The sequence below is a fragment of the Streptomyces sp. Sge12 genome (assembly GCF_002080455.1).
GTDB lineage: Bacteria > Actinomycetota > Actinomycetes > Streptomycetales > Streptomycetaceae > Streptomyces.
Genome location: NZ_CP020555.1, coordinates 7,943,275 through 7,961,411, shown reverse-complemented (window position 1 = coordinate 7,961,411; position 18,137 = coordinate 7,943,275). Strand labels below are relative to the sequence as shown.

The 18,137-nt window shown below is 72.3% G+C and carries 18 protein-coding genes, 1 tRNA gene and 1 pseudogene; 12 read left to right on the top strand and 8 right to left on the bottom strand.

Going from position 1 to position 18,137, the window contains the following annotated elements; translation table 11 throughout:
* Window positions 1-6: 6 nt before the first annotated feature.
* Window positions 7-711: a TetR/AcrR family transcriptional regulator C-terminal domain-containing protein gene (locus B6R96_RS35840; protein WP_203351701.1), complete on the top strand. Its 705-nt coding sequence runs from the start codon at window positions 7-9 to the stop codon at window positions 709-711.
* Between the two features lie 94 nt (window positions 712-805).
* Here the strand turns inward: B6R96_RS35840 and B6R96_RS35835 are convergent.
* Window positions 806-878: transfer RNA gene (locus B6R96_RS35835), tRNA-Arg, on the bottom strand.
* A 284-nt stretch (window positions 879-1,162) separates the two neighbouring features.
* Between B6R96_RS35835 and B6R96_RS35830 the strand changes: the two genes are divergently transcribed.
* The 3 genes and pseudogenes from B6R96_RS35830 to B6R96_RS35820 all read left to right on the top strand — a co-directional run bounded on the left by B6R96_RS35830 (window position 1,163) and on the right by B6R96_RS35820 (window position 2,902).
* Window positions 1,163-1,966: a DUF6585 family protein gene (locus B6R96_RS35830; RefSeq protein ID WP_053704752.1), complete on the top strand. Its 804-nt coding sequence runs from the start codon at window positions 1,163-1,165 to the stop codon at window positions 1,964-1,966.
* Between the two features lie 191 nt (window positions 1,967-2,157).
* A pseudogene (locus B6R96_RS35825) lies at window positions 2,158-2,385 on the top strand (alpha/beta hydrolase); the annotation flags it as partial.
* Window positions 2,386-2,485: 100 nt separating this feature from the next.
* Window positions 2,486-2,902, top strand: coding sequence for a TraR/DksA family transcriptional regulator (locus B6R96_RS35820; RefSeq protein WP_081524884.1), 417 nt, complete (start codon window positions 2,486-2,488; stop codon window positions 2,900-2,902).
* A gap of 98 nt (window positions 2,903-3,000) precedes the next feature.
* Here the strand turns inward: B6R96_RS35820 and B6R96_RS35815 are convergent, their stop codons facing one another.
* From B6R96_RS35815 to B6R96_RS35805, 3 genes are all read right to left on the bottom strand, one after another.
* Window positions 3,001-3,279, bottom strand: a complete 279-nt coding sequence (locus B6R96_RS35815; RefSeq protein ID WP_081524883.1) for a GlsB/YeaQ/YmgE family stress response membrane protein — start codon at window positions 3,277-3,279, stop codon at window positions 3,001-3,003.
* 217 nt (window positions 3,280-3,496) lie between these two features.
* Complete coding sequence (locus B6R96_RS35810) at window positions 3,497-4,708, bottom strand: PucR family transcriptional regulator (RefSeq protein WP_081524882.1); 1,212 nt, start codon at window positions 4,706-4,708, stop codon at window positions 3,497-3,499.
* Window positions 4,709-5,065: 357 nt separating this feature from the next.
* The gene (locus B6R96_RS35805) at window positions 5,066-6,298 is read right to left on the bottom strand and encodes a hypothetical protein (RefSeq protein ID WP_081524881.1); all 1,233 of its coding nucleotides are present in this window, start codon (window positions 6,296-6,298) and stop codon (window positions 5,066-5,068) included.
* A gap of 262 nt (window positions 6,299-6,560) precedes the next feature.
* Here B6R96_RS35805 and B6R96_RS35800 point away from each other — a divergent pair, with 262 nt between their 5' ends.
* The 7 genes from B6R96_RS35800 to B6R96_RS35770 all read left to right on the top strand — a co-directional run bounded on the left by B6R96_RS35800 (window position 6,561) and on the right by B6R96_RS35770 (window position 12,893).
* Entirely contained in the window at window positions 6,561-7,301 is a 741-nt protein-coding gene (locus B6R96_RS35800) for a hypothetical protein (RefSeq protein ID WP_081524880.1), read from the top strand.
* A 187-nt stretch (window positions 7,302-7,488) separates the two neighbouring features.
* The gene (locus B6R96_RS35795; RefSeq protein WP_081524879.1) at window positions 7,489-9,198 is read left to right on the top strand and encodes a serine/threonine-protein kinase; all 1,710 of its coding nucleotides are present in this window, start codon (window positions 7,489-7,491) and stop codon (window positions 9,196-9,198) included.
* 113 nt (window positions 9,199-9,311) lie between these two features.
* Complete coding sequence (locus tag B6R96_RS35790; protein WP_030389536.1) at window positions 9,312-9,884, top strand: NADPH-dependent FMN reductase; 573 nt, start codon at window positions 9,312-9,314, stop codon at window positions 9,882-9,884.
* A 201-nt stretch (window positions 9,885-10,085) separates the two neighbouring features.
* Window positions 10,086-10,814, top strand: coding sequence for a 4'-phosphopantetheinyl transferase family protein (locus B6R96_RS35785; RefSeq protein WP_081524878.1), 729 nt, complete (start codon window positions 10,086-10,088; stop codon window positions 10,812-10,814).
* 31 nt (window positions 10,815-10,845) lie between these two features.
* Window positions 10,846-11,238 (top strand): WG repeat-containing protein, encoded by a 393-nt coding sequence (locus B6R96_RS35780; protein ID WP_081524877.1) that lies wholly within the window; start codon window positions 10,846-10,848, stop codon window positions 11,236-11,238.
* Window positions 11,239-11,472: 234 nt separating this feature from the next.
* Window positions 11,473-12,114 carry a GNAT family N-acetyltransferase gene (locus tag B6R96_RS35775; protein ID WP_081524876.1) on the top strand — a complete coding sequence of 214 codons (642 nt, stop codon included), beginning with the start codon at window positions 11,473-11,475 and terminating at the stop codon, window positions 12,112-12,114.
* A gap of 200 nt (window positions 12,115-12,314) precedes the next feature.
* Window positions 12,315-12,893 (top strand): rhodanese-like domain-containing protein, encoded by a 579-nt coding sequence (locus B6R96_RS35770; protein WP_081524875.1) that lies wholly within the window; start codon window positions 12,315-12,317, stop codon window positions 12,891-12,893.
* A gap of 55 nt (window positions 12,894-12,948) precedes the next feature.
* Here the strand turns inward: B6R96_RS35770 and B6R96_RS35765 are convergent, their stop codons facing one another.
* The 3 genes from B6R96_RS35765 to B6R96_RS35755 all read right to left on the bottom strand — a co-directional run bounded on the left by B6R96_RS35765 (window position 12,949) and on the right by B6R96_RS35755 (window position 16,042).
* Window positions 12,949-14,037 (bottom strand): serine hydrolase domain-containing protein, encoded by a 1,089-nt coding sequence (locus B6R96_RS35765; RefSeq protein ID WP_159396438.1) that lies wholly within the window; start codon window positions 14,035-14,037, stop codon window positions 12,949-12,951.
* Window positions 14,038-14,124: 87 nt separating this feature from the next.
* Window positions 14,125-15,165, bottom strand: coding sequence for a terpene synthase family protein (locus B6R96_RS35760; RefSeq protein ID WP_081524873.1), 1,041 nt, complete (start codon window positions 15,163-15,165; stop codon window positions 14,125-14,127).
* Between the two features lie 238 nt (window positions 15,166-15,403).
* Window positions 15,404-16,042 carry an SRPBCC family protein gene (locus B6R96_RS35755; protein WP_081524872.1) on the bottom strand — a complete coding sequence of 213 codons (639 nt, stop codon included), beginning with the start codon at window positions 16,040-16,042 and terminating at the stop codon, window positions 15,404-15,406.
* A gap of 236 nt (window positions 16,043-16,278) precedes the next feature.
* Here B6R96_RS35755 and B6R96_RS35750 point away from each other — a divergent pair, with 236 nt between their 5' ends.
* Window positions 16,279-16,614 (top strand): hypothetical protein, encoded by a 336-nt coding sequence (locus tag B6R96_RS35750; protein ID WP_081525428.1) that lies wholly within the window; start codon window positions 16,279-16,281, stop codon window positions 16,612-16,614.
* Between the two features lie 23 nt (window positions 16,615-16,637).
* On the opposite strand, the gene B6R96_RS35745 is transcribed toward B6R96_RS35750, so the two are convergent.
* Window positions 16,638-17,957 carry a hypothetical protein gene (locus tag B6R96_RS35745; protein ID WP_081524871.1) on the bottom strand — a complete coding sequence of 440 codons (1,320 nt, stop codon included), beginning with the start codon at window positions 17,955-17,957 and terminating at the stop codon, window positions 16,638-16,640.
* Window positions 17,958-18,137: the final 180 nt, after the last annotated feature.

Here is an 18,137-nt window from a genome sequence, read left to right as displayed (position 1 = left end):
GCCCCGATGACCGAACCCACTCCCTCGTCGGTGTGGACCCGGCCGCGCCCCGAGCCGCGTCGACGTGCGCCCGGGGTGGACCAGTTCGTGGCCGCCGCGATGGCTGTCGCGGACGTGGAGGGTTTGGCAGCGGTGTCGATGCGGCGGGTCGCTGGTGATCTCGGTTCGGGGACCGCCTCGCTCTACCGGTACATCACCAACCGCGACGAGCTGGTGGACCTGATGGTCGACGCGGCGCAGGGCGAGGATCCGCCGCCGGAGTCCACCGGGGACTGGCGTGCCGATCTGGGCGCCGTCGCGCACGCGTTGCGCGGCACGCTGCTGCGGCATCCTTGGCTGGCGGGCGAACTGGCGGGGAGGCCCGCGCTCGGCCCCCACTCGTTGCGGCGGACGGAGTGCGCGCTGCGCGCTGCGGTCGCGCTCACGCCCGACATCACCGTGGCCTCCCAGGCGCTCGGCGCCGTGCACGCGTACGTACTGGGTTCGGTCGCCGCCCAGCAAGCCCTTCGACGCGCGGAGCAGCGCACCGGGCTCAGCGAGGAGGAGTGGCAGCGCAGCGTCGGGCCCTACATCCGCGAGGTCCTCGCGGCGGGCGAACACCCGATGCTCGCCCGCCGCGTCCTCGAAGCCGAGGAAACCGACCCGGACATCGATTTCACGTTCGGCCTGGACTGCGTACTCGACGGACTCGCGGCCCGGCTGGGTCGCTGAGCGGATCGGAATGCGGCCGTGATGCCGCCGTCGCCTGCCGGGCCGGAGGCCGGCTCCTGCGAGAGCGTGTCCGCCGGCAGTCGTCGAGACGGGATGGGGCCGACCGGATTCGAACCGGCGTCCTCCCACATGCGGTGGGGGCGCGACGACCACTGCGCTACGAACCCCATCCCGCTCGCGATCTTACAAGTAGCTGTACCCGCTGCTCTGAAGGGAGGCCACGACCAGGCCCTGACCGCCGGGCACCGCCGCCACGTCGTCGCGGAACCGCGGAACCGCGGACCGCCACGAGAGTGCACGTGCGGGCTCTCCGGAAGGGCTTGCCCGGGTCCTGATCGTGGTGTTGGCTGCTGGGGCCGTCCACCGGCACCGACACGGTGTCGGCCGGTGAACTCCCGTTCGCTCAGGCGGCCTTGCGGGGTCCGCCATGCCCTTGAAGCCGAGGCCGCGCATGACCGTTCCGACGTCGCCCTCCCCTGCCGCAAAGGCGCTGGCCACCCGCCACCGCCTGGGCGGACTGGAGCACACCTTCCGTCCCGAGAGCGAGGTCGCGGTCCAGGAGAAGTACCGGATCTGGTTCGTCATCGGCTCCCTGGCCGGCATTGCCGCACTGCTGGGCGGTGGCGTCCTGTTATGGGTGAAAGTGCACTGGGGTGCGGCCATATTCCCGCTGTGGATCGGTGTGGTGGCCGCCGGGCTGGTGAGCCGGAGCCCGCTGTTCCGCAGGGACCTGGCGTCCCGGCGGCTGCACCTGTACGAACACGGGCTGGTCGTGAACACGAGCGGCAGCAAGCTGTTCGCGGCGCGCTGGGAGCGGGTGGTGCTCTACCAGGAGACCGTCCAGGAAGTGATCGACTACAAGGGCACGCAGACGCCCGTCGGACGCTCGCACGCCTCCCGGCTCGTCGCACCGGGCGGTCAGAAGGCACTGATCACGCACGCCTACGCGGGCTCGCACACCTGGGCCCCGCTGATCGCGGAGGCCGTCGCCCGCGCCCAGGTCGAGAAGGTGTGGAAGCTGGTCCGGGAGGGCGGGACGGTCGGCTTCGGCCCGTACAAGCTGTCCGGCAGCGGCATCACGAACGCCTCCGGTGAGGTGCTGGCGTGGCGTGAGGTGAGCGAGGTCGCCGTGCGCGGGGGGATGGTCTGCGTCTGGCGGGCCGGCAGGACGAAGGCCTGGGCGGCGCCCCAGGCCCAGCTGGTGCCGAACCTGCTCGTGTTCCTGACCATCGCGGACAACCTCCGCGGCCAATAGGCGGCTGCCAGAGCCACGCTACCGGCGGCCTGTGCGCCCGCGTGCCTGCGGGCCCGTACGGCCAGGGGGTCAGCCAGGAGGTTTGCGCACGGTAGTGCGGATGATCTTCTCATGGGTAATGTGGATCTTCGGATATCAAGCACTGTCCGCACCATGCCCGCCAGGCGCCGCAACGAGGACGGCGTGCCGCAGACGTGGGCCGGTCCCTCGGCCGTGCGTCGGCTCGCGCCGCCGGGAAGCGGCCGTGGCCGCCACGGAAGGACCGGCTGATCCGCGAGGGTGACGAGCTGACGCCGGACAATCCCTACGACGTGCACACCCTGGGGGGCAGCCACCTGAAGTGGCTGGTCGACCCGGCGCCGGCGGCCCGCGCGCTGGGCGCCCTCGCCACGCTCCCGGCCCCGTCCGGTCAGGCGTGACCGGAACCGGGTGAGGATCTGCCTCCGGGCAGGCCATGGGCGTGCGTGCCCGAAGCAGTGCCGCGGAATCGGATGACCTCGACCCGGCGTTGTCGTATGTATGGGCGATGCATCCCGGTACGGCCATGACGCGTGCGACCCGGCCGCCTGTGCGGCCGTCCGCGCGCGCCTCGCGGCCGACCGCGCCGACACCCTGGCGCGGGCGGCCGCGCTGGGTCGGGACTTCGACGGGATCGTCGCGGCGAACGCCCTGGTCGCGGTCGACGACGAGCACGACCCGGAGGGGGCCAGCACCGCATTCGAGCGGGCTCACGTTGCCGCCCTGATGGCAGGGGCCCGCGAGCACCTGGAAGAACTGGACCGGGCGCTGGAGCGGCTCGAGCGGGACGAGTACGGGCGGTGCGAAGGCTGTGGCGGGATGATTGCGCCCGAGCGCCTGGAGATCCGTCCGGCGGCGACCACCTGTATCCGCTGCGCCCGGTCCGACGCCCCGCACCGGCTGCCGGGCCCCGCCTGACGCCGGCCGGTGTCAGGCGTGACGGCCGCCCCCGTACGAAAACGGCTCCGCCCTCGCGAGGAGGGGGAGCCGTTTTCGTACGGGGCCGGGTGGGTCACTCAGGCATGGCGGTGGTGGCGCCGGTTGCCGGTGACCAGTCGGTAGACGGCGAGGAGGATCACGGAGCCGATGATGGCGGCGATCCAGGTGGACAGATCGAAGAAGCCGTCGATGGAGTCGACGCCGAAGATGACCTTGCCGAGGAAGCCGCCGAGCAGGCCACCTGCGATGCCGATCAGCATCGTGATGATGATGCCGCCCGGGTCCTTGCCCGGCATAAGCGCCTTCGCGATGAAGCCCGCGAGCAGTCCGATCAAGATCCAAGCAATGATGCCCATGCGCTTCTCCTACCTCGATGCACAGAGTCGGTGTTGGTGCTCGTCTGCGCCGTTTCGAGGATTCCAAACGTCCCCCGCGCGTGCAGGGTGAGCCGGTCTCTGCACAGTTCGAGCCGGCGCCACGCCGCGTCGGCCGTGGGGAGCAGGGTGCCGGCTTCCGGGGGGCACCCCGGCCGTCCCGCCCCGTGACGGGTGGGGGACGGCCGGGGTGCTCGGCTCACAGGCCGTTGACGCGGGCGATCCTCTCCACGGCCACCGGTGCGAAGTTGGTCGTGATGGCGCGGCCCGTCCTGCGGCCGAGCCGGGAGTGCTGGAGTCGCACCTGGGCCATCAGGCGGCGACTGCGCAGAGCCATCTCCAGTTCGAACCGGGTACGGGGGTCACGCAGCCCCGGCCCGAAGAGCTTCTCCAGCTGCCGCATGCGGTACCGCACGGTCTGGGGATGCACGCTCAAGGCCTTCGCGGCCTCGGGGGCGCCACCCCCTTCGAGCCAGGCGAGGAGGGTCACCTCCAGCCGCTCGCTCTGGCGCGGGGTCAGGCCGGCCAGGGGCCGCAGCCAGTGGGCGGCCAGCGCATGGGCCAGCGGTTGGTCCTGGAGCAGGAGCAGGGTGGAGAGGTGGTCGTCGACGAAGACGGGCCGGGTCTCCGCACTCGGGCGGGCCGGGGTGAGCGCGAGCAGGCGCAGGGCCCACCGGAGTGAGGACGCGCTCTCCGTGGGGGGAACGGCGTGGCCCACGGCTGCGAGGCGGCCGCGCAGCGGGACTTCCAGCTGGGCGCGGGTGTCAGGATCCGGACTCGGGACCAGGAGGCAGGGCTGGCCCGCGAATACGCCGGCGAGGGAGGTCTCGAGTACGGCCGCCAGCTGCTGCGTCTCGCCGGGGGTGGCCAGTACGACGGCTCGTACGGCCGTGGGCAGCGGCCAGCCGGCGGCTTCGGCCAGCTCGGTGAGGGACCGCTTCGATGCGGCTCTGGCGTCCGTGAGCGCCTTGAACAGATCGTGACGCGCCCGGTCGGCCGGTGCGGCGGACTCGTACCAGTGTGCGGCAGCGCCGCCTGAAGCGCCGTCCGCAGCACTGTCCGTGGCAGTGGCTGTGGCACTGTTCGCGGTGCCGCGGCCGTCGCGTGAGCTCTCCTCCTCCCTGCCGTCATGCCTGTCCTCGCCTGCTCGGACCGGGCGGGGGTGTTCGCTGCTCGGGTTCCGGCCATGGGGTTGCTGGTAGCCGAGTGCGATGCACAGTGCCTTTTCCACCGATTGTTTGAGCGATTCGTCATCGATGGTCTTGTGGTCGTCGGCACGTGCGGTGAGTGCCGGAGTGTCGTGCAGGAGCTCCTTGACTATCTTCTCGGCCAGCACGGGGAGCTCCCTGCGCAGGACGCGTGTCCATTCGCCTCGGGGGCGGGACCAGATGCGGTTCAGGAGTTCGCACATCGTTTTCCTCGTTCATGCGGGGGTGAGGCTTGTCCCTCGGGAAGGCGGGCAGCCGACCGCGGGACATCTCTGTCGTCAATCTCCTTGCCGAACCGGTGGGTTGATGGGACTCGGGGGTGGCGGTCTTCCCTCAGTCGTGCCTCGTTGCTGTCGTCGGGATGCGGGGGTAGGCGGGATGACCTGTCATGAACCCGTCGGAAGGAGATCTTCCGGATTGTTGAATGTGCTGAGACGCGCTGCGGGAAGTTATCGCTTTTCGACAAAACCTGTGGAGATCCTGTGTGCCTCCAGCATGCTGCTCGTCTCGCCCGGCGCCGAGGCCGCCCTGATCAACACCGCCGCTGCGCGCGGGAGTCCTCATCCCCCGCCGCCCGACCTGGGCGTGACCGTGCGCAGGAACCTGCGCCACATCGACGGCCGGGTCCGTACCGATCCGCGCCCGTCCGAGCCGGCGGGGGTGGCCGGGTCGGCCGGATCGGGTGCGTAACCGTTCGCGGCCTGCCGACTCGCCTCCTGCCAGGACATCAGGTCCTCGAGGTCCGGGAAGAAGGCCGCCGCTTCGTCGGGTTCCAGAACCGCTTCGAGTTCGAGGCGGCCCGGCACGCGCGGCAGGAACCGCACGGCCTTGTAGTGGTGGCGCATGACCGGAGGGTCCAGGACGAGGCGGCGTACGCCGTCGCACGCCGGAATACGGTCCGGGGTGGTGGCGCTCCATATCCACTGCCCCGAGGGCTCGGAGAAGTTGAAGCACTCGAGTGTGCCGGGCAACCCGCCCGGGCGGTCCATGTCGATCGGGGCGTCGGTGCTCAGCGCGACGGCCTCCGTGCTCGGGGCGTCTCCGCCCAGGTGCCCGCCACCGATGAGGCGTGCCCCCAGCAGCGTCTGGAGCTGGTAGTTGTCGGCGATCCCACTCATCCGCAGCCGGAACGCCCGCCCGGAGGCGCGGTCCAGGACCAGCAGCGGCTCGTCGTCGAGAAGCAGGAGGGCGCGCTGGGCACACTGCAGGTCCCCGATGTGCGGCTCCAGACGCCGGGTCAACTCCAACAGTGCGGCGCGGTCCGCGATCGAGTCCGGGGCGCCGAGTCCGGCCCGGACCCGGGGGTCTGCGAGGACGGCGACGGCCGCCTGCTCCCAGCGGTGCACGGTGAGCCAGCCGAAGTAGGGGGCGTGCCACACGTCCTCGTAGTCGGAACCGAAGGCCTCCTGTTGCTCGGGGCTCGGCAGGCCCGACGGGTCGGGGGGCTCCTGGTCCTCGCCGTGGTGCCGTTCCCAGAGCTCGGTGAACTCCAACGCCCGTTCCATCGCGGACCGCAGGCCCGACAGGAGGGGGCGGGCGCACACGAGGGCGTCCGCGTTCCACTCCACCAGAGCGCCCACGAACACGGCGTAGACCGCGGCATGCCACTCGGGCATGTCGTCGAGGTGCTGGGCGAGGTGGGGTCCCAACTCGCCTGCATGGTCGGCCAGGATGTGGCGGGGCAGCGAGGTGAGGCTCCCGTAGGCCGCCTCCAGTTGCGAGATGCTCCGCTCGGCGATCGCGGTGTCGAAGGACTGCACGGCCGAGCGGACGGCGTCGTCGGGTCTGTTCACCTGCGTGGTCTAGGCACCGCCCCTCCCTGTGCCTCGATGCGGTCGATACCCCCGAAACGGGCTGGTCCGCGGCTCGAACCACAACTGCGGTGTCGTACACGGCCCTCATGTGGCTGTGAAAGACTCCCTCAAGGTTTCCCCCCGTCCGGTCCGGTACATGATCCCGTGTCACGGGTACACGTAGTGCACGTGGCGCAAGTAGCGCACGTGCAGTGCAGACCTCCGCGCCCCTGCATTCCACACGACAGACATCGAGGAACTCATGAGCACAGACAGCAATGTCACTCGCGTCAAGGACGACTACGCCGAGCAGATCGCCGGTGATCTCGCGGCGAACCAGGCGGCGCAGGAACAGCGGCGAGGAGAACTGCAGCGACTGCAACAAGAGATCGGGGAGCTCGAGGAGAGCGAGAAGGTCCTCCTGCGGATGCAGGACGCACTGGGTGTGGCGGCGGCGCCCACCACCGCTCGCCCGGCCGGGCGGGCTGCGAAGCGGGCCGCAGTGCCTTCGGCACGCCGTGCGGGTGCAAGTGCGGGCGCGGGTAAGAGTGCGGGTGCGAAGAAGGCAACCGTGACCAAGGCCAAGGCCAAGGCCACAGCCAAAACGGCCTCCGGAGCTGCGGACGCGGCCCCGGCCGCGAAGGCGCCCCGTGCCCGCAAAGCCGCGGACAAAGCTGCAGACAAGGCCGTGGACAAGGCCGCGGACAAGGCCTCCGGTGACACCGCCGTGAAGACCGAGGCGGGCAGCCCCTCCTGGCTCGAGCTCGTCACGGCGGTCCTGGCCGGTGGGACGGAGCCGAGGTCGGCCGCCGAGGTGGCCGAGGCCGTCAGCGCCGCCCACCCGGCGCGCACGGTCCAGGCCGGAGTCGTCCGCAACACCCTCGAACAGGGCGTCGCCCGCGGTCTGCTGGAGCGTTCCAAGCAGGGCCGTTCCGTCTACTACAGCCCCGTCGTCGTCCCCACCCCCGCAGAGCCGCAGGCCGCGCTGCCCCAGCAGGCGTAGCCACCCGGCGCCCACCGTCCCGCGGGTCGCACCCGGTAGGCCCTTCACCGGCCGGGTGCGACCCGCGGGACGGGCGGCCGCGGTCCACATCCACAGGTCGTCCTCTAGGGTCCATCCCAGGATGACCGGCGGGGGCGGGTCCGTGCGATGCGGACCGGCCGACGGTCGTGGGTGCAGGGGGGAATAGATGGAGTCTTTGCGGCCGGGTGACCCACTGGAAATCGGCGGGTACCGACTGTTGGCGCGGCTCGGCTCCGGGGGCATGGGCGAGGTGTTCCTGGCCCGGACCGCGTCCGGGCGGGCGCTCGCGCTGAAGACCGTGCACCGCGAGCTGAGCATGGACGCGGACTTCGCCCAGCGCTTCGACCGGGAGATACGCACCAGCGACCGGGTGCGGTGCGCATGGACGGTGTCGGTGGTGGACTTCAGCCCACCGGGTGCGTCCCCGCAGTGGCTGGCGACCGAGTACGTCCCCGCACCGTCGCTCGGGGACTGGGTGCGCGCCCGGGGCCCGCTGGAGGCAGCGGCCGTACGGCGTCTCGGGTGGGAGCTTTCCACCGCGCTGGTGAGCGTGCGGGCGGCCGGAGTCGTCCACCGGGACATCAAGCCGGCGAACGTACTGCTGGGCGCCGAGCGGCCGTTCCTCATCGATTTCGGTATCGCGCGGACGGTCCGCGATCCGCGCCACACGCGCACCGGCACGGTCATCGGCACCCCCGGCTTCCTGGCACCGGAACAGGCCACCGGCACCGTGGCCGGGGCTCCGGCCGACGTGTTCTCCCTGGCCGCGGTACTCGTCTACGCGGCCACCGGCCGCAGCCCCTTCCTGGCGGCCGGCGAGGAACTGGACCTACCGGCCCTGCTCTACCGGATCGTGCACGACGAGCCGCTGCTCGACGGGGTCCCGCAGGCTCTGCTGCCCCTGGTGACGGAATGCCTGGCCAAGGACCCCGAGCAGCGCCCGAGCGCAGCGGAGGTGGCCGCGCGCCTGGAGGGCGGCCAGGAGGAGGGCTGGGAGGCCGTGGTCCCGCGGACGCTGACGGCCGAGGCGGCGCACCGGGAGACCGCACTCGGCCGGCTCCTCACCGCCTCACAGCCACCCGCGCACACGCCCGCCACGCACGAGCCGAGACCCTCGCAGACACCGGTGTCGACACCGACGCCTGCACCGCCCCTGCCCCTGTCCCCACCGCCGCTGTCGACGCCGGGCAGCGGTGCCGCCGATCCCTCCGGGGCCGCGCAGGGGCTCGTACCTCCCCACCCGGCTGACGGGACCACGCCCTCCTCCCCCGCCCCGCGGACCGACGCGAAGGCGTTGCTGCGGTCCCGGGGGGCCGGGGCGGCTGCGGGCGCCGTCGTCGTCGCCGCGGCCGTCGCCCTCGCCGTGGCACTCCACGGGCGCGGCGACGGTGACGGGGCGTCCCCGCGCGGGTCCGCGTCCGGTCCGACCTCACCGTCGCCGACACCGCCGGCGGCGACGGCCGCGGCCGCCTCCGGAGCACTGCCCGCGGCCTGGACCGGTACCTGGGCCGGCACCGGGCCCGGAACGCCCGACGCGGACGGCATCTCCCGTGCGCGGACAGGCACGTTCGCGGTCACGGTCACCCTGAACGGCGGAGCAGTGGGCGAGCTGGTGGGCCGGCAGGTCAGCGATGTCAAAGAGGCCACCACCGGCCGGAACCTGGGCTGTACCGAGGCCCTCCAATTGCGGCAGATCCGTGGGAACAACGCGGTGTTCGAAGCCGTGACCAGTCACCCCACCGACCCTGCGGCCGTCTTCGACTGCCCGCGCGGCAACCTGTACGTACTCACGATGGCGGAGGCGGACCGCCTGACGCTGGAGTCGGAAGGAGCGCAATCGGCGGGGGCGCCGTCGGCACTCACCCGCCGACCCTGACGACGATGCCGGCGATGGATGCGAAGCGTGTGCGACGGGTGTGCGACGGCTGCGAGGAATTCGACGCCCGGGGCTTTGACCTCAAGTGGACTTGATGTTCTAAACCTAGGGGCATGACTACTCCACTGCGTATCGCACTCATCGTCGGCAGCACCCGCGAGGGCCGCTTCGGGCCCACCGTGGCCCGCTGGTTCGAAGCCGTCGCCGGCCGCCGCACCGACATCGAACTGACCGTCGCCGACCTCGCCGATGCCGATCTGCCGGCCCACTGGACGCCCGATCTCTCACCCCGTGGGCGGGCGTTCGTCGAGCGCCTGGCCGGGGCGGACGCCTACGTCGTACTCACTCCCGAGTACAACCACTCCTTCCCGGCCTCCCTCAAGCAGGCCATCGACACCGCCGGACGCGTCTGGCGGCGCAAGCCGGTCGGTTTCGTGTCCTACGGCGGCCTGTCCGGCGGCCTGCGGGCCGTCGAGCAACTGCGCCCGGTCTTCGCCGAGCTCCACGCCACCACGATCCGCGAGACGGTCAGCTTCCACCAGTTCCCCTTCGACGAGGCCGGACAGCCTCGCGACCACGAAGGGGCCGAACAGGCCGCGACCGTGCTCCTCGACGACCTGCTGTGGTGGGGCCGTGCCCTGCGGACCGCGCGCGGCAGCGACGAGGCATGGAGCGAAGCCGCGTAACGACCGCGGGCCAACGCCCGGCCCCGTCCGGCCCGGTCCGGTCCGAGGAGCCGCCCCGTACACCGTCACACGTCCGCACGGTGTACGGGGCTTCTCCCGCTGCCACCGGGCGTGTGCGCCGCCGGCCTCGGCGGCCCCCGAAGCAGCCCCGGTACCGCGACGGGCCCCTCGCACCCCACCACCTGGTCTACCCTCGGGCAAATGATCGAGTACGTGAACCAACTCGGCGCCGACGCCCCCGTGATCGGTCCGGCCCCCACCGGCCCCGACGCCCTCGTGTGGTCCCTGGACACCACCGCCCACATCCTCGGCGGCCACCGCACCCAGGACGCACTCACCGTGCTCGACGCCGGTGAACGCGAGAAGGCCGCGCGCCTGCGCCTGCCCGGGCTTCGCCACCGCTACCTCGCCGCCCACCTCGGGCTGCGCGTCCTCCTCGGCGGCTACCTCGGCCTGTCCCCGCAGGCTGTCCCCCTCACCCGGGAGGACTGCCCCTGCTGCGGTGAACCCCACGGCCGCCCCGCCGTCACCGGCAACCCCCTGCATTTCTCCCTCTCCCACACGGGCGACATCGCCTACATCGCCCTCGCCGCGCTGCCCGTCGGCGTGGACATCGAGAAGACGCCGAGCCCCGAGACCGTCGCCGACGTCCTCCGCTCCCTGCACCCCGACGAAACCGCCGAGCTCGGCGCCCTGACGCCGGCCGAACGCCCCGAGGCCCTCGCCCGCCTCTGGAGCCGCAAGGAAGCCTGCCTCAAGGCGACCGGCACAGGCCTCGCGCTCGGTCTCGTCCACCCGTACGTCGGCACCCGCCCCACTCCCCCGCCCCTCGCCGACTTCACCCTCGTCGACCTGCCCGCGCCCGACGGCCACGCCGCCGCCCTCGCCCTCACCCACCCCGGCAGCACCCCCGGCCACGGCGCCGGCTGACCGGCGCCGGCGGGCCCTGAAGTCCCGGTTCATGACCGGCGGGTTGTGGGGCTACGCCGACACCTCGGGCACGGTGGCCGTCGCCGCCCGCTTCGACAGGGCCCGGCCCTTCAACGCCGCCGGAACGGCGCCCGTCCTGCTCGGTGAGGAGTGGGGGCCGATCGCCGCCTCGACGCCTTCGACGAGAACGGACTGGCCAACGCCGTCGGCGGTGCGGCCGTTGCCCGGCCCGCCGACCCGCCGGTGTGGGGGGGTGCTGCGCGCCGACGGTTCCTTCACGCCCGTCGCGCACCCCGAGCCCCTCACCGGTTCCGAGCGCTGGATCACCGGCTCCGACGGCGGGCACGGCGCCTTCGTACGGGAGCTCCTGGCCCGGCCGCCCCGCGAGTTCTACCCAACGCGCAGCGCGGCGCCCTGCTCGTGATCGTGATCGCGAGCGCGTGGCTGGCGGCGAAGTGGTGCACCGAGTACCCCTGGCTGGAGGACAGCCGCAGGTCTGCTTCACCAAGATCCTCGAAAGGTGCCTGCCGGGCGGGCCCGGGAGCCCCCTCGGGGGCCCTTCCAGGGACCCCTATAGTTAGGGCAGCCTAACCATAGGGCGCTGCGAGTGCTTCCCGCGTTCGCCGGTCCTTGCCGCCCGAGCAGAAACGGAACCCGTATGAGACCCGAGTCCACTGTCCTCGTCTCCCCGCGCGCGGACGTCCTGACCGAGACCGTCGAAGGTTTCGGCACGGTCCGATTCACCCCGGTCGACCCCGCCGCGGACTCCGCGGTGCTGCACTCCTGGGTGGTCGAGGAGCGCGCGCAGTTCTGGGGCATGAACGGCGCCAGCCGGGAACTGGTCCAGGAGATCTACGAGGACGTGGACCGCCGCGACACGCACCACGCGTTCATGGTCCGGCTGGACGACGAGCCGGTGGCGCTCTTCCAGACGTACGAGCCCGCCGAGGACCGGGTCAGCGACTGCTACGCGGTGCGGGAGGGCGACATCGGCGTCCATCTGATGCTGGCCCCGGCGGCCGGCCGGCCCCGGCCCGGATTCAGCAGGACCCTCGTCGGGTCGCTCATCCGGTTCGCCTTCCGCGACCCGGCCGTTCTGCGCGCGGTGGCCGAGCCCGACGCCTCCAACGCCAAGGCGCTCGCCCTGCTGAACCGGCTCGGCTTCGTCCGGCAGGGCGAGATCACCCTGCCGGAGATCGACCTGCCCGAGATCTACCTTCCGGAGAAGCGGGCCGTGCTCGCGTTCCTCGACCGCCCCGCCGTCCTCCCGCCCGCGGTGGCCATCGTTCAGCCCTCCTGAGAGAAGGGGAGGGGAGGGAGGGCGGGGCGCAGCGGGCGGAGCCGGTTGTTTCCGGAACGTGGCAGTCGTGTGGCACGTCCGGCGGTTCGCGGCCGCACCGCCCCGGGGGTGCCTAACATCCCCGGCATGGCTCTGCCGGCCGGCCGTCGCCGGGCCCGGCGGTGTGCCCGCCCCTCCCCCACTGCCAAGGACCAGGTCCGATGAGCATTCCCACCTCTCTCGACGTCAGCCGGGCACGTCCCCGGCTGGCCGAACTGACCGTCGTCGACGTCCGCACCCCGGGCGAGTTCGCGTCCGGCCACCTCCCGCACGCCGTGAACGTTCCCCTCGACCGGCTCTCGCGGAGCCTGGAGGAGCTGCGGCAGGCCTCCGGGGCGAAGCCCCTGCTCATCGTGTGTGCCTCCGGTGCCCGTTCCGAGAACGCGGTGGCGACGCTGGCCTCGCACGGCATTCCCGCGTCGAGCCTGGCGGGTGGCACCACGGCCTGGGCCGCCGGCGGTCACGACCTCCAGTACCCGGGCGGCGACACCCGGGCGCGGGCGGTGTGGGCGATGGAACGACAGGTGCGGCTGACCGCCGGCTCCCTGGTGCTGCTCGGCCTGGCGCTCGGGCTGTTGCTCCACCCGGCGTTCTCGCTGCTGGCCGCGGCGATCGGGGGCGGGCTGGTGTTCTCAGCCCTCACCAACACCTGCGGGATGGCGCTCGTGCTCGGCAGGCTGCCCTTCAACCGGCGCGGGGCGGAGAGTCCTTCCGGAGCGGACAGTCCCTCCGGACTCTGAGCATCCGACAGGTGGGGGAACCGCCCCCGGTCGGCCCGGCCCGACCGGGGGCGTCTCAGCTCGCCTTGGACGCCTGCCCTGCCTGAAGGGTGCGCAGGAGGTCGAAGGCGGGCCGGTCCACCGGGCGCGTGGTGTTGCCGAGGGCGATGACGGCCACGTGCTTCTCCGGGTCGAAGCCCACGAAGGAGGAGAATCCGCCGGTTCCTCCGTTGTGCCAGATCTGGAGGTGTCCGCCCTGCCGTGCGTGGAGGCGGTGCGCCATCCAGCCGAGGTGCACCCGGGCGAAGGGGCTCGTACGGTGCTCGACGCTCCGGCTCAGGCGGATCGCCTCGGCGAGCTCCGCGGGGACGGGAGCGGGGTCGAGCTGGGCCTGTACGAAGGCCACCAGGTCGGTCGCGGTCGACCGTAGGGCGCCCGCTCCGGCCAGGTCGGCGAGGTTCCACGGTGTGGTGGGCCGCCCGCGGCGGTTGTGGCCCTGGGCGGAGCGTTCCGAGCGCGGACCGTCCACGGTCACGACGGTGTCGCTCATGCCCAACGGGGCGCAGATGTCCCGGGTGATGAGGGTCTCGTAGTCCGTGCCGGCGCGGCGGGCGAGGGCCAGTCCGAGGAGTCCGGCTCCGAGGTTGGAGTAGCGGAACCGTTTCCCCGGTGCGGCTCCCAGCCGGGTACGGGCCAGCCCGGACAGCAGGGCGTCGGCCGTGCAGCCGGCGTAGGGATCCGGCGTCGACGGGTGCAGCAGGAACCGGAGCATCATGCCTCGGGGCAGTCGCGACAGGCCGGAGGTGTGGGTGGCCAGGTGCTGCAAGGAGATCTGCCGGCCGTCCCGTGACGGTACGTGCGTCCCGTCGGGCAGCAGATCACCGAGCGGCTCGTCCAGGGCCACCGCGCCGGCGGTTGCCATGCGCGCCAGAGCCAGGGCGGTGAACGTCTTGGTCACGGAGCCGATTTCGAAGAGCGTGTCGGGGCCGGGGGCGGTACGCCCGTGGTCCGCACCGGTACGCCCGTGGTCCGCCCCGGTGCGGCCCGCACCCCGGATCTCGACGACGTCGTGCGCCACCACGGCCACCACCGCGCCGACGCCCTGCTCGGCCAGCCGGTCCGCGGTCTGCTGGGCCAGGATTCCCAGTTCTTGTGCTTGTGCCATGACAGACATCCTGCTGGCGCTCCGCCTCCGGCCTGTGCGCCCTGATGATGATTTCCCGGCTCCGCCCCTGCGACCTGAGCGGTACGGTCAGAGCGTTTCCGGTACGCCGACGCCGGGGCGTGGGGTGTCGAGGATCCGGTCGAGGTGGCCGGGACCGGATGCGGGCACGATGCGGGGCGCGGTGCGGTAGCGCAGGGTCCGGGTCTGCCAGGCGTGGTAGCCGCTCATCCACGCGGTCATGACGCTGACGTAGGTGTTGACGGCGGCTCTCTCACCGTCGGAGAGGTCGAGTCGGGTGCACAGCCCCGGGACCTGCCCTGCGAGCTCCCGGAACCGCCGCACGCGCCGGTCCACTTCGGCGCAGGCGGCGGTGACGGCCTCGTGCCGGCCGAGGGAGCGGGTGTGCTCCAGGACGAGGACGAGGTTGTCCACGTCGCCGCGCGCCTCCTCCTTCTCCAGGGAGTACACGTCGTTGCACATGAACGTGACGTCGATCGCCGTCTGCCGCATGATGCGCAGCTGCGGGGCGTGGAAGGCTGCGGCCGGGACGGTGATGTCCGCGGCGCGCTCGCCGAGGGAGAGGGGCAGGTCGGTGGCGGCGATGCCGCGGCGGACGTGGAGGTAGGTCTCCATGTCGGAGGGGGTGCCTCGCAGGCGGCCCGCCGCCTCGTGGGCGTGGGCGGCGAAGTAGTACTCCCATTCGTGTGCGGTCCGCGCGGTCCAGGCGGGGTGGGCGCCCAGGGTGCTGCGGGCCCGGATGTCAGCGAACGCTCTCGAGCAGGCGTCCGCGCCGGGGCCCGCGGGTGCGCCGTGGGCGATGTCGATCAACTGCTGGCACACGCGGGCGGTCCGGGCCGGGTCCCGGCCGAGGGGGCCGTCGAACTGGTCGTCGAAGACGAAGAAGAACCCCATGGCGTCCGCGCACAGGTCCAACGCGGCGCCCCGGGCGTGGGGGTAGCCCAGGGCGGCCAGCCGCGGCATGTCCCACGAGGTGTACCAGTCCAGTGCCCGGTCGCCCGTGACCAGGCCCGTACGGCGCACCCATGCCAGGTTGCGCCGACGCGCGCCTTCGAGATCGGGATGGGTCACGGAGACGGCGGGGAGGTCGAAGTCGATGTCCTGGGGCATGGTTCTCCGGGTGTCGGGGTGGGTGATCCGGTGGAGTGCGGTGCCGGTCCGTGATCGCCGACCTCGACCACCCTGCCGCCCCCACCCGGCTCCCGACAGGGAGCGCACACATGCACCCGACGCACCTGCGCACACCACGCGTACCACCGGACGCCCGGCACGCGCCGTTGCACCCCCGCCGACCGGAGTCGGCCCGGCCCGACGCGGGTCGGCGGCACCGGACCTCCCCCTGGCACGGTCAGCGCGAGGCGGCGCGGGACTGCGCTTCGGCCTCGGACTTGAGGTCGCGCAGCCACGCCCCCAGGCCGTCGCGCAGGAGCCGGGTCGCGACGGGGACGTTCGCCTCGACCTCGGCGCCGGTGTGGGTCTCCTCGGTCCGCACGAGGACGCCGCCCCTGACCTTGGTGAAGGTCCACACGTGGACGCCGTCGATGCGCAGTCCTTCGCCGATCGCGGGACCGGTCCAGCGGATGCACGCGCCACGCTCGATCTGACCGACCGTCGACGTGATGTCAAGGCTGGTGGCGGGGGTTGAGGGGTTGGGAGGGATCGGCATCGTCCACCGGAACGCCGAGCCCTTGCGGAGGGGGCCGTGGTCGAGCCGCTGCACGGACTCGACGGGGGCCTGCCAGGAAGGCCAGCGCTCCACATCGGTCTGGAGCTTCCAGACCGTGCGCAGCGGGGCGGCGATGAGGGTCTCGGTCCGGTGGCGGACGAGGGCGTTCGGGTCGACGCCCCTGCCGCGACAGGTGAGGGATGCGTCCGGGCGGGAGCCATACGGGGCGGGGAGGTCGGCGGCCCCGGCGGGTGCGACGGCGGCGCACAGAAGGCCGAGTGCGAGCGGGACGGACAACACGGCGGTGCGGGTGCCGGGCATGTGGTCTCCTCTGTCGGTTACGTGAGCGTCACCCGGTTGGGACAGGCTCACGTTCTCGTTAGAAGTTGTAACGCGAGCGCGAGTGAGGCGTCAACAGATTCGTGATAGCCTCTCACCAATTCGTGAGGGTATAGCCGAATGTAGGGCCGTACCGCCCGCGGGGAGGCCTGCGCCGAACCTCAGCGACTCCTCAAGTCCCTTGCTGCGCACGGGACACGGTTGTCACGATGATCCGCATGACGGGATTCCTGGGAATGAACACCAAGCACAACTTCGTCCTGCTTATCCGTGACGCGGACACGATCACGGCAGCCCTGCGCCAGGCGCTGGACGACGCCTCGCCCGAGGAGCGCCCGGGCCTGGAACGGGCCATCGCACTCGCCGAAGCAGCCGCCACGGCCAGCGAGAAGCAGCTGCGCGCCCGCTGGGTCCGCTCCCGGCTGACGGCCGCCGGATTCACGGGGGACATCGGGTCGGTCGCCGCGGTCAAGGCGTTGCGCACGGCGGAGCCGAAGCTGAGCCTGCTGGCCGCGGTGGAACTGCAGAAGGACGCGGTGGCGCATCCCGAGTGACTCCGCCGTTCCGTTGCGCGGACTCAGGTGCGGGCGGGGCGGGGCAGGCCGGACTCCTCCCACGCCGAGAGCCGCGCCCGGGCCAGCTCCAGGTAGCGCGGATCCAGCCCGGGCAGCGCACGCAGCACGGCCACCAGGTCCACCCCCACCTCCACCACCGCTTCCCGCTCAGCCAGCCGCGTCCAGCAGTACACGGCACCGGCCGCCGCAGCCAGCGCCTCCGGGCCGCCCCCGCCCGGCCCGGCCAGACGGACCCGGCACGCCCCCATCCACAACCGCGCCGCCAGTACGAAGTCACCCGCCATCCGCGCCAGATCGGCACGGATCTCCGCCCACTCCATCGCCTGCGCCGACGAGACCCCGTACACCCCTCGTACGTACTCCTCCCACGCCCGCGCCAGCAACGCCGCCTCACCGTGCCGGCCGCTCGACGCCAACGCGTGGATGTACGGCCGCGGATCCCCGTCCGACGCCACGGCGGGATCCCCACCCGGTACTGCCTCCGGAGCCGGGTCGGGGCGGGGGACGGGCCGGGTCGGATGCTCCTGCGGCCCGCCGTCGGCCGGCCGCAGCGACTGCTGTTGCTGGTGCTGTTGCTGGTGCTGTTGCTGGTGGTGGTGGTCGTGCTGTTGTTGCTGTTGCTGCGGTACCGGGCCGGTGCGCATACCCAGTTCGCGGGCGGTCGGCAGGACCAGGGCACCCGGGGGCAACCCCGCGGCCCCCGCCGCGAGCGCATGCAACTGCACGTCCGAGGGCCGCACCGGTGAACGCCTCAACTGGTCGATCCACTGCCGCGTATAGCCGCTCACCGCACCCTCACCACCCGCCGCGAACCCCGGCGGGCACACCACCCCGTACACCTGCGCACCCGGCGAAACCGGCAGACTTCCGGACTCCTGCAGCAACGGCCACGCGTCCCGGTCCGCAGCGAGGTCCAGGAGCACCGTCGTCAGGCCCGCCGGACGCCTCCGCAACTCGCCACCCAGCCACTCCCAGGGCACCGCCGTGTAACGCACCGCCGATGCCGTGGTCCCCGCCAACGCGAAGTACAGACGACGGCCGCGCCGGTCCGCGGTCAGCCGGCCCGACAGGTACACCAGCAGCGGACCCGGAGCAGCCGCCGCCGAACGCAGCCGCGCCAGGACCGTGTTCGGGTCACGCGTCCCGTCCAGGCACACCGTGTCGGTCGGCACCTCACTGCCCAGCAACACCGAGGCCGGCACCATCGCCAACGCCGCCAGATTCGCACTGGGGGCCAGCTGCACCGCCCGACGGCGCACCGCCACGTCCCCCGCTATCAGCAGAACATGCCCCCGCTGCGGCCCCGGCCCATTCAGATCCATGAACAGACCGTATCCACTCCGCACCCCACCCCGAGAATACGGCCTCCCCCGAGCACCCCCCAACCCCACACCGGGGAGGGGACGGAGGGGAATGTGACCATCCCATGATTCACTCGTTGTCCGCATCGTGGGACTACGAAATGGATCCAGGGCCTCCGTGCAGCAAGCCGAGGCTGTCAT

Coding starts and splice junctions, on each gene's coding strand:
- B6R96_RS35840 (WP_203351701.1), top strand. CDS start 7: ATGACCGAACCCACTCCCTCGTCGGTGTGGACCCGGCCGCGCCCCGAG.
- B6R96_RS35815 (WP_081524883.1), bottom strand. CDS start 3,279: ATGGGCATCATTGCTTGGATCTTGATCGGACTGCTCGCGGGCTTCATC.
- B6R96_RS35770 (WP_081524875.1), top strand. CDS start 12,315: ATGAGCATTCCCACCTCTCTCGACGTCAGCCGGGCACGTCCCCGGCTG.
- B6R96_RS35795 (WP_081524879.1), top strand. CDS start 7,489: ATGGAGTCTTTGCGGCCGGGTGACCCACTGGAAATCGGCGGGTACCGA.
- B6R96_RS35780 (WP_081524877.1), top strand. CDS start 10,846: ATGACCGGCGGGTTGTGGGGCTACGCCGACACCTCGGGCACGGTGGCC.
- B6R96_RS35820 (WP_081524884.1), top strand. CDS start 2,486: ATGGGCGATGCATCCCGGTACGGCCATGACGCGTGCGACCCGGCCGCC.
- B6R96_RS35785 (WP_081524878.1), top strand. CDS start 10,086: ATGATCGAGTACGTGAACCAACTCGGCGCCGACGCCCCCGTGATCGGT.
- B6R96_RS35760 (WP_081524873.1), bottom strand. CDS start 15,165: ATGCCCCAGGACATCGACTTCGACCTCCCCGCCGTCTCCGTGACCCAT.
- B6R96_RS35790 (WP_030389536.1), top strand. CDS start 9,312: ATGACTACTCCACTGCGTATCGCACTCATCGTCGGCAGCACCCGCGAG.
- B6R96_RS35755 (WP_081524872.1), bottom strand. CDS start 16,042: ATGCCCGGCACCCGCACCGCCGTGTTGTCCGTCCCGCTCGCACTCGGC.
- B6R96_RS35800 (WP_081524880.1), top strand. CDS start 6,561: ATGAGCACAGACAGCAATGTCACTCGCGTCAAGGACGACTACGCCGAG.
- B6R96_RS35830 (WP_053704752.1), top strand. CDS start 1,163: ATGACCGTTCCGACGTCGCCCTCCCCTGCCGCAAAGGCGCTGGCCACC.
- B6R96_RS35745 (WP_081524871.1), bottom strand. CDS start 17,957: ATGGATCTGAATGGGCCGGGGCCGCAGCGGGGGCATGTTCTGCTGATA.
- B6R96_RS35775 (WP_081524876.1), top strand. CDS start 11,473: ATGAGACCCGAGTCCACTGTCCTCGTCTCCCCGCGCGCGGACGTCCTG.
- B6R96_RS35765 (WP_159396438.1), bottom strand. CDS start 14,037: ATGGCACAAGCACAAGAACTGGGAATCCTGGCCCAGCAGACCGCGGAC.
- B6R96_RS35750 (WP_081525428.1), top strand. CDS start 16,279: ATGACGGGATTCCTGGGAATGAACACCAAGCACAACTTCGTCCTGCTT.
- B6R96_RS35810 (WP_081524882.1), bottom strand. CDS start 4,708: ATGTGCGAACTCCTGAACCGCATCTGGTCCCGCCCCCGAGGCGAATGG.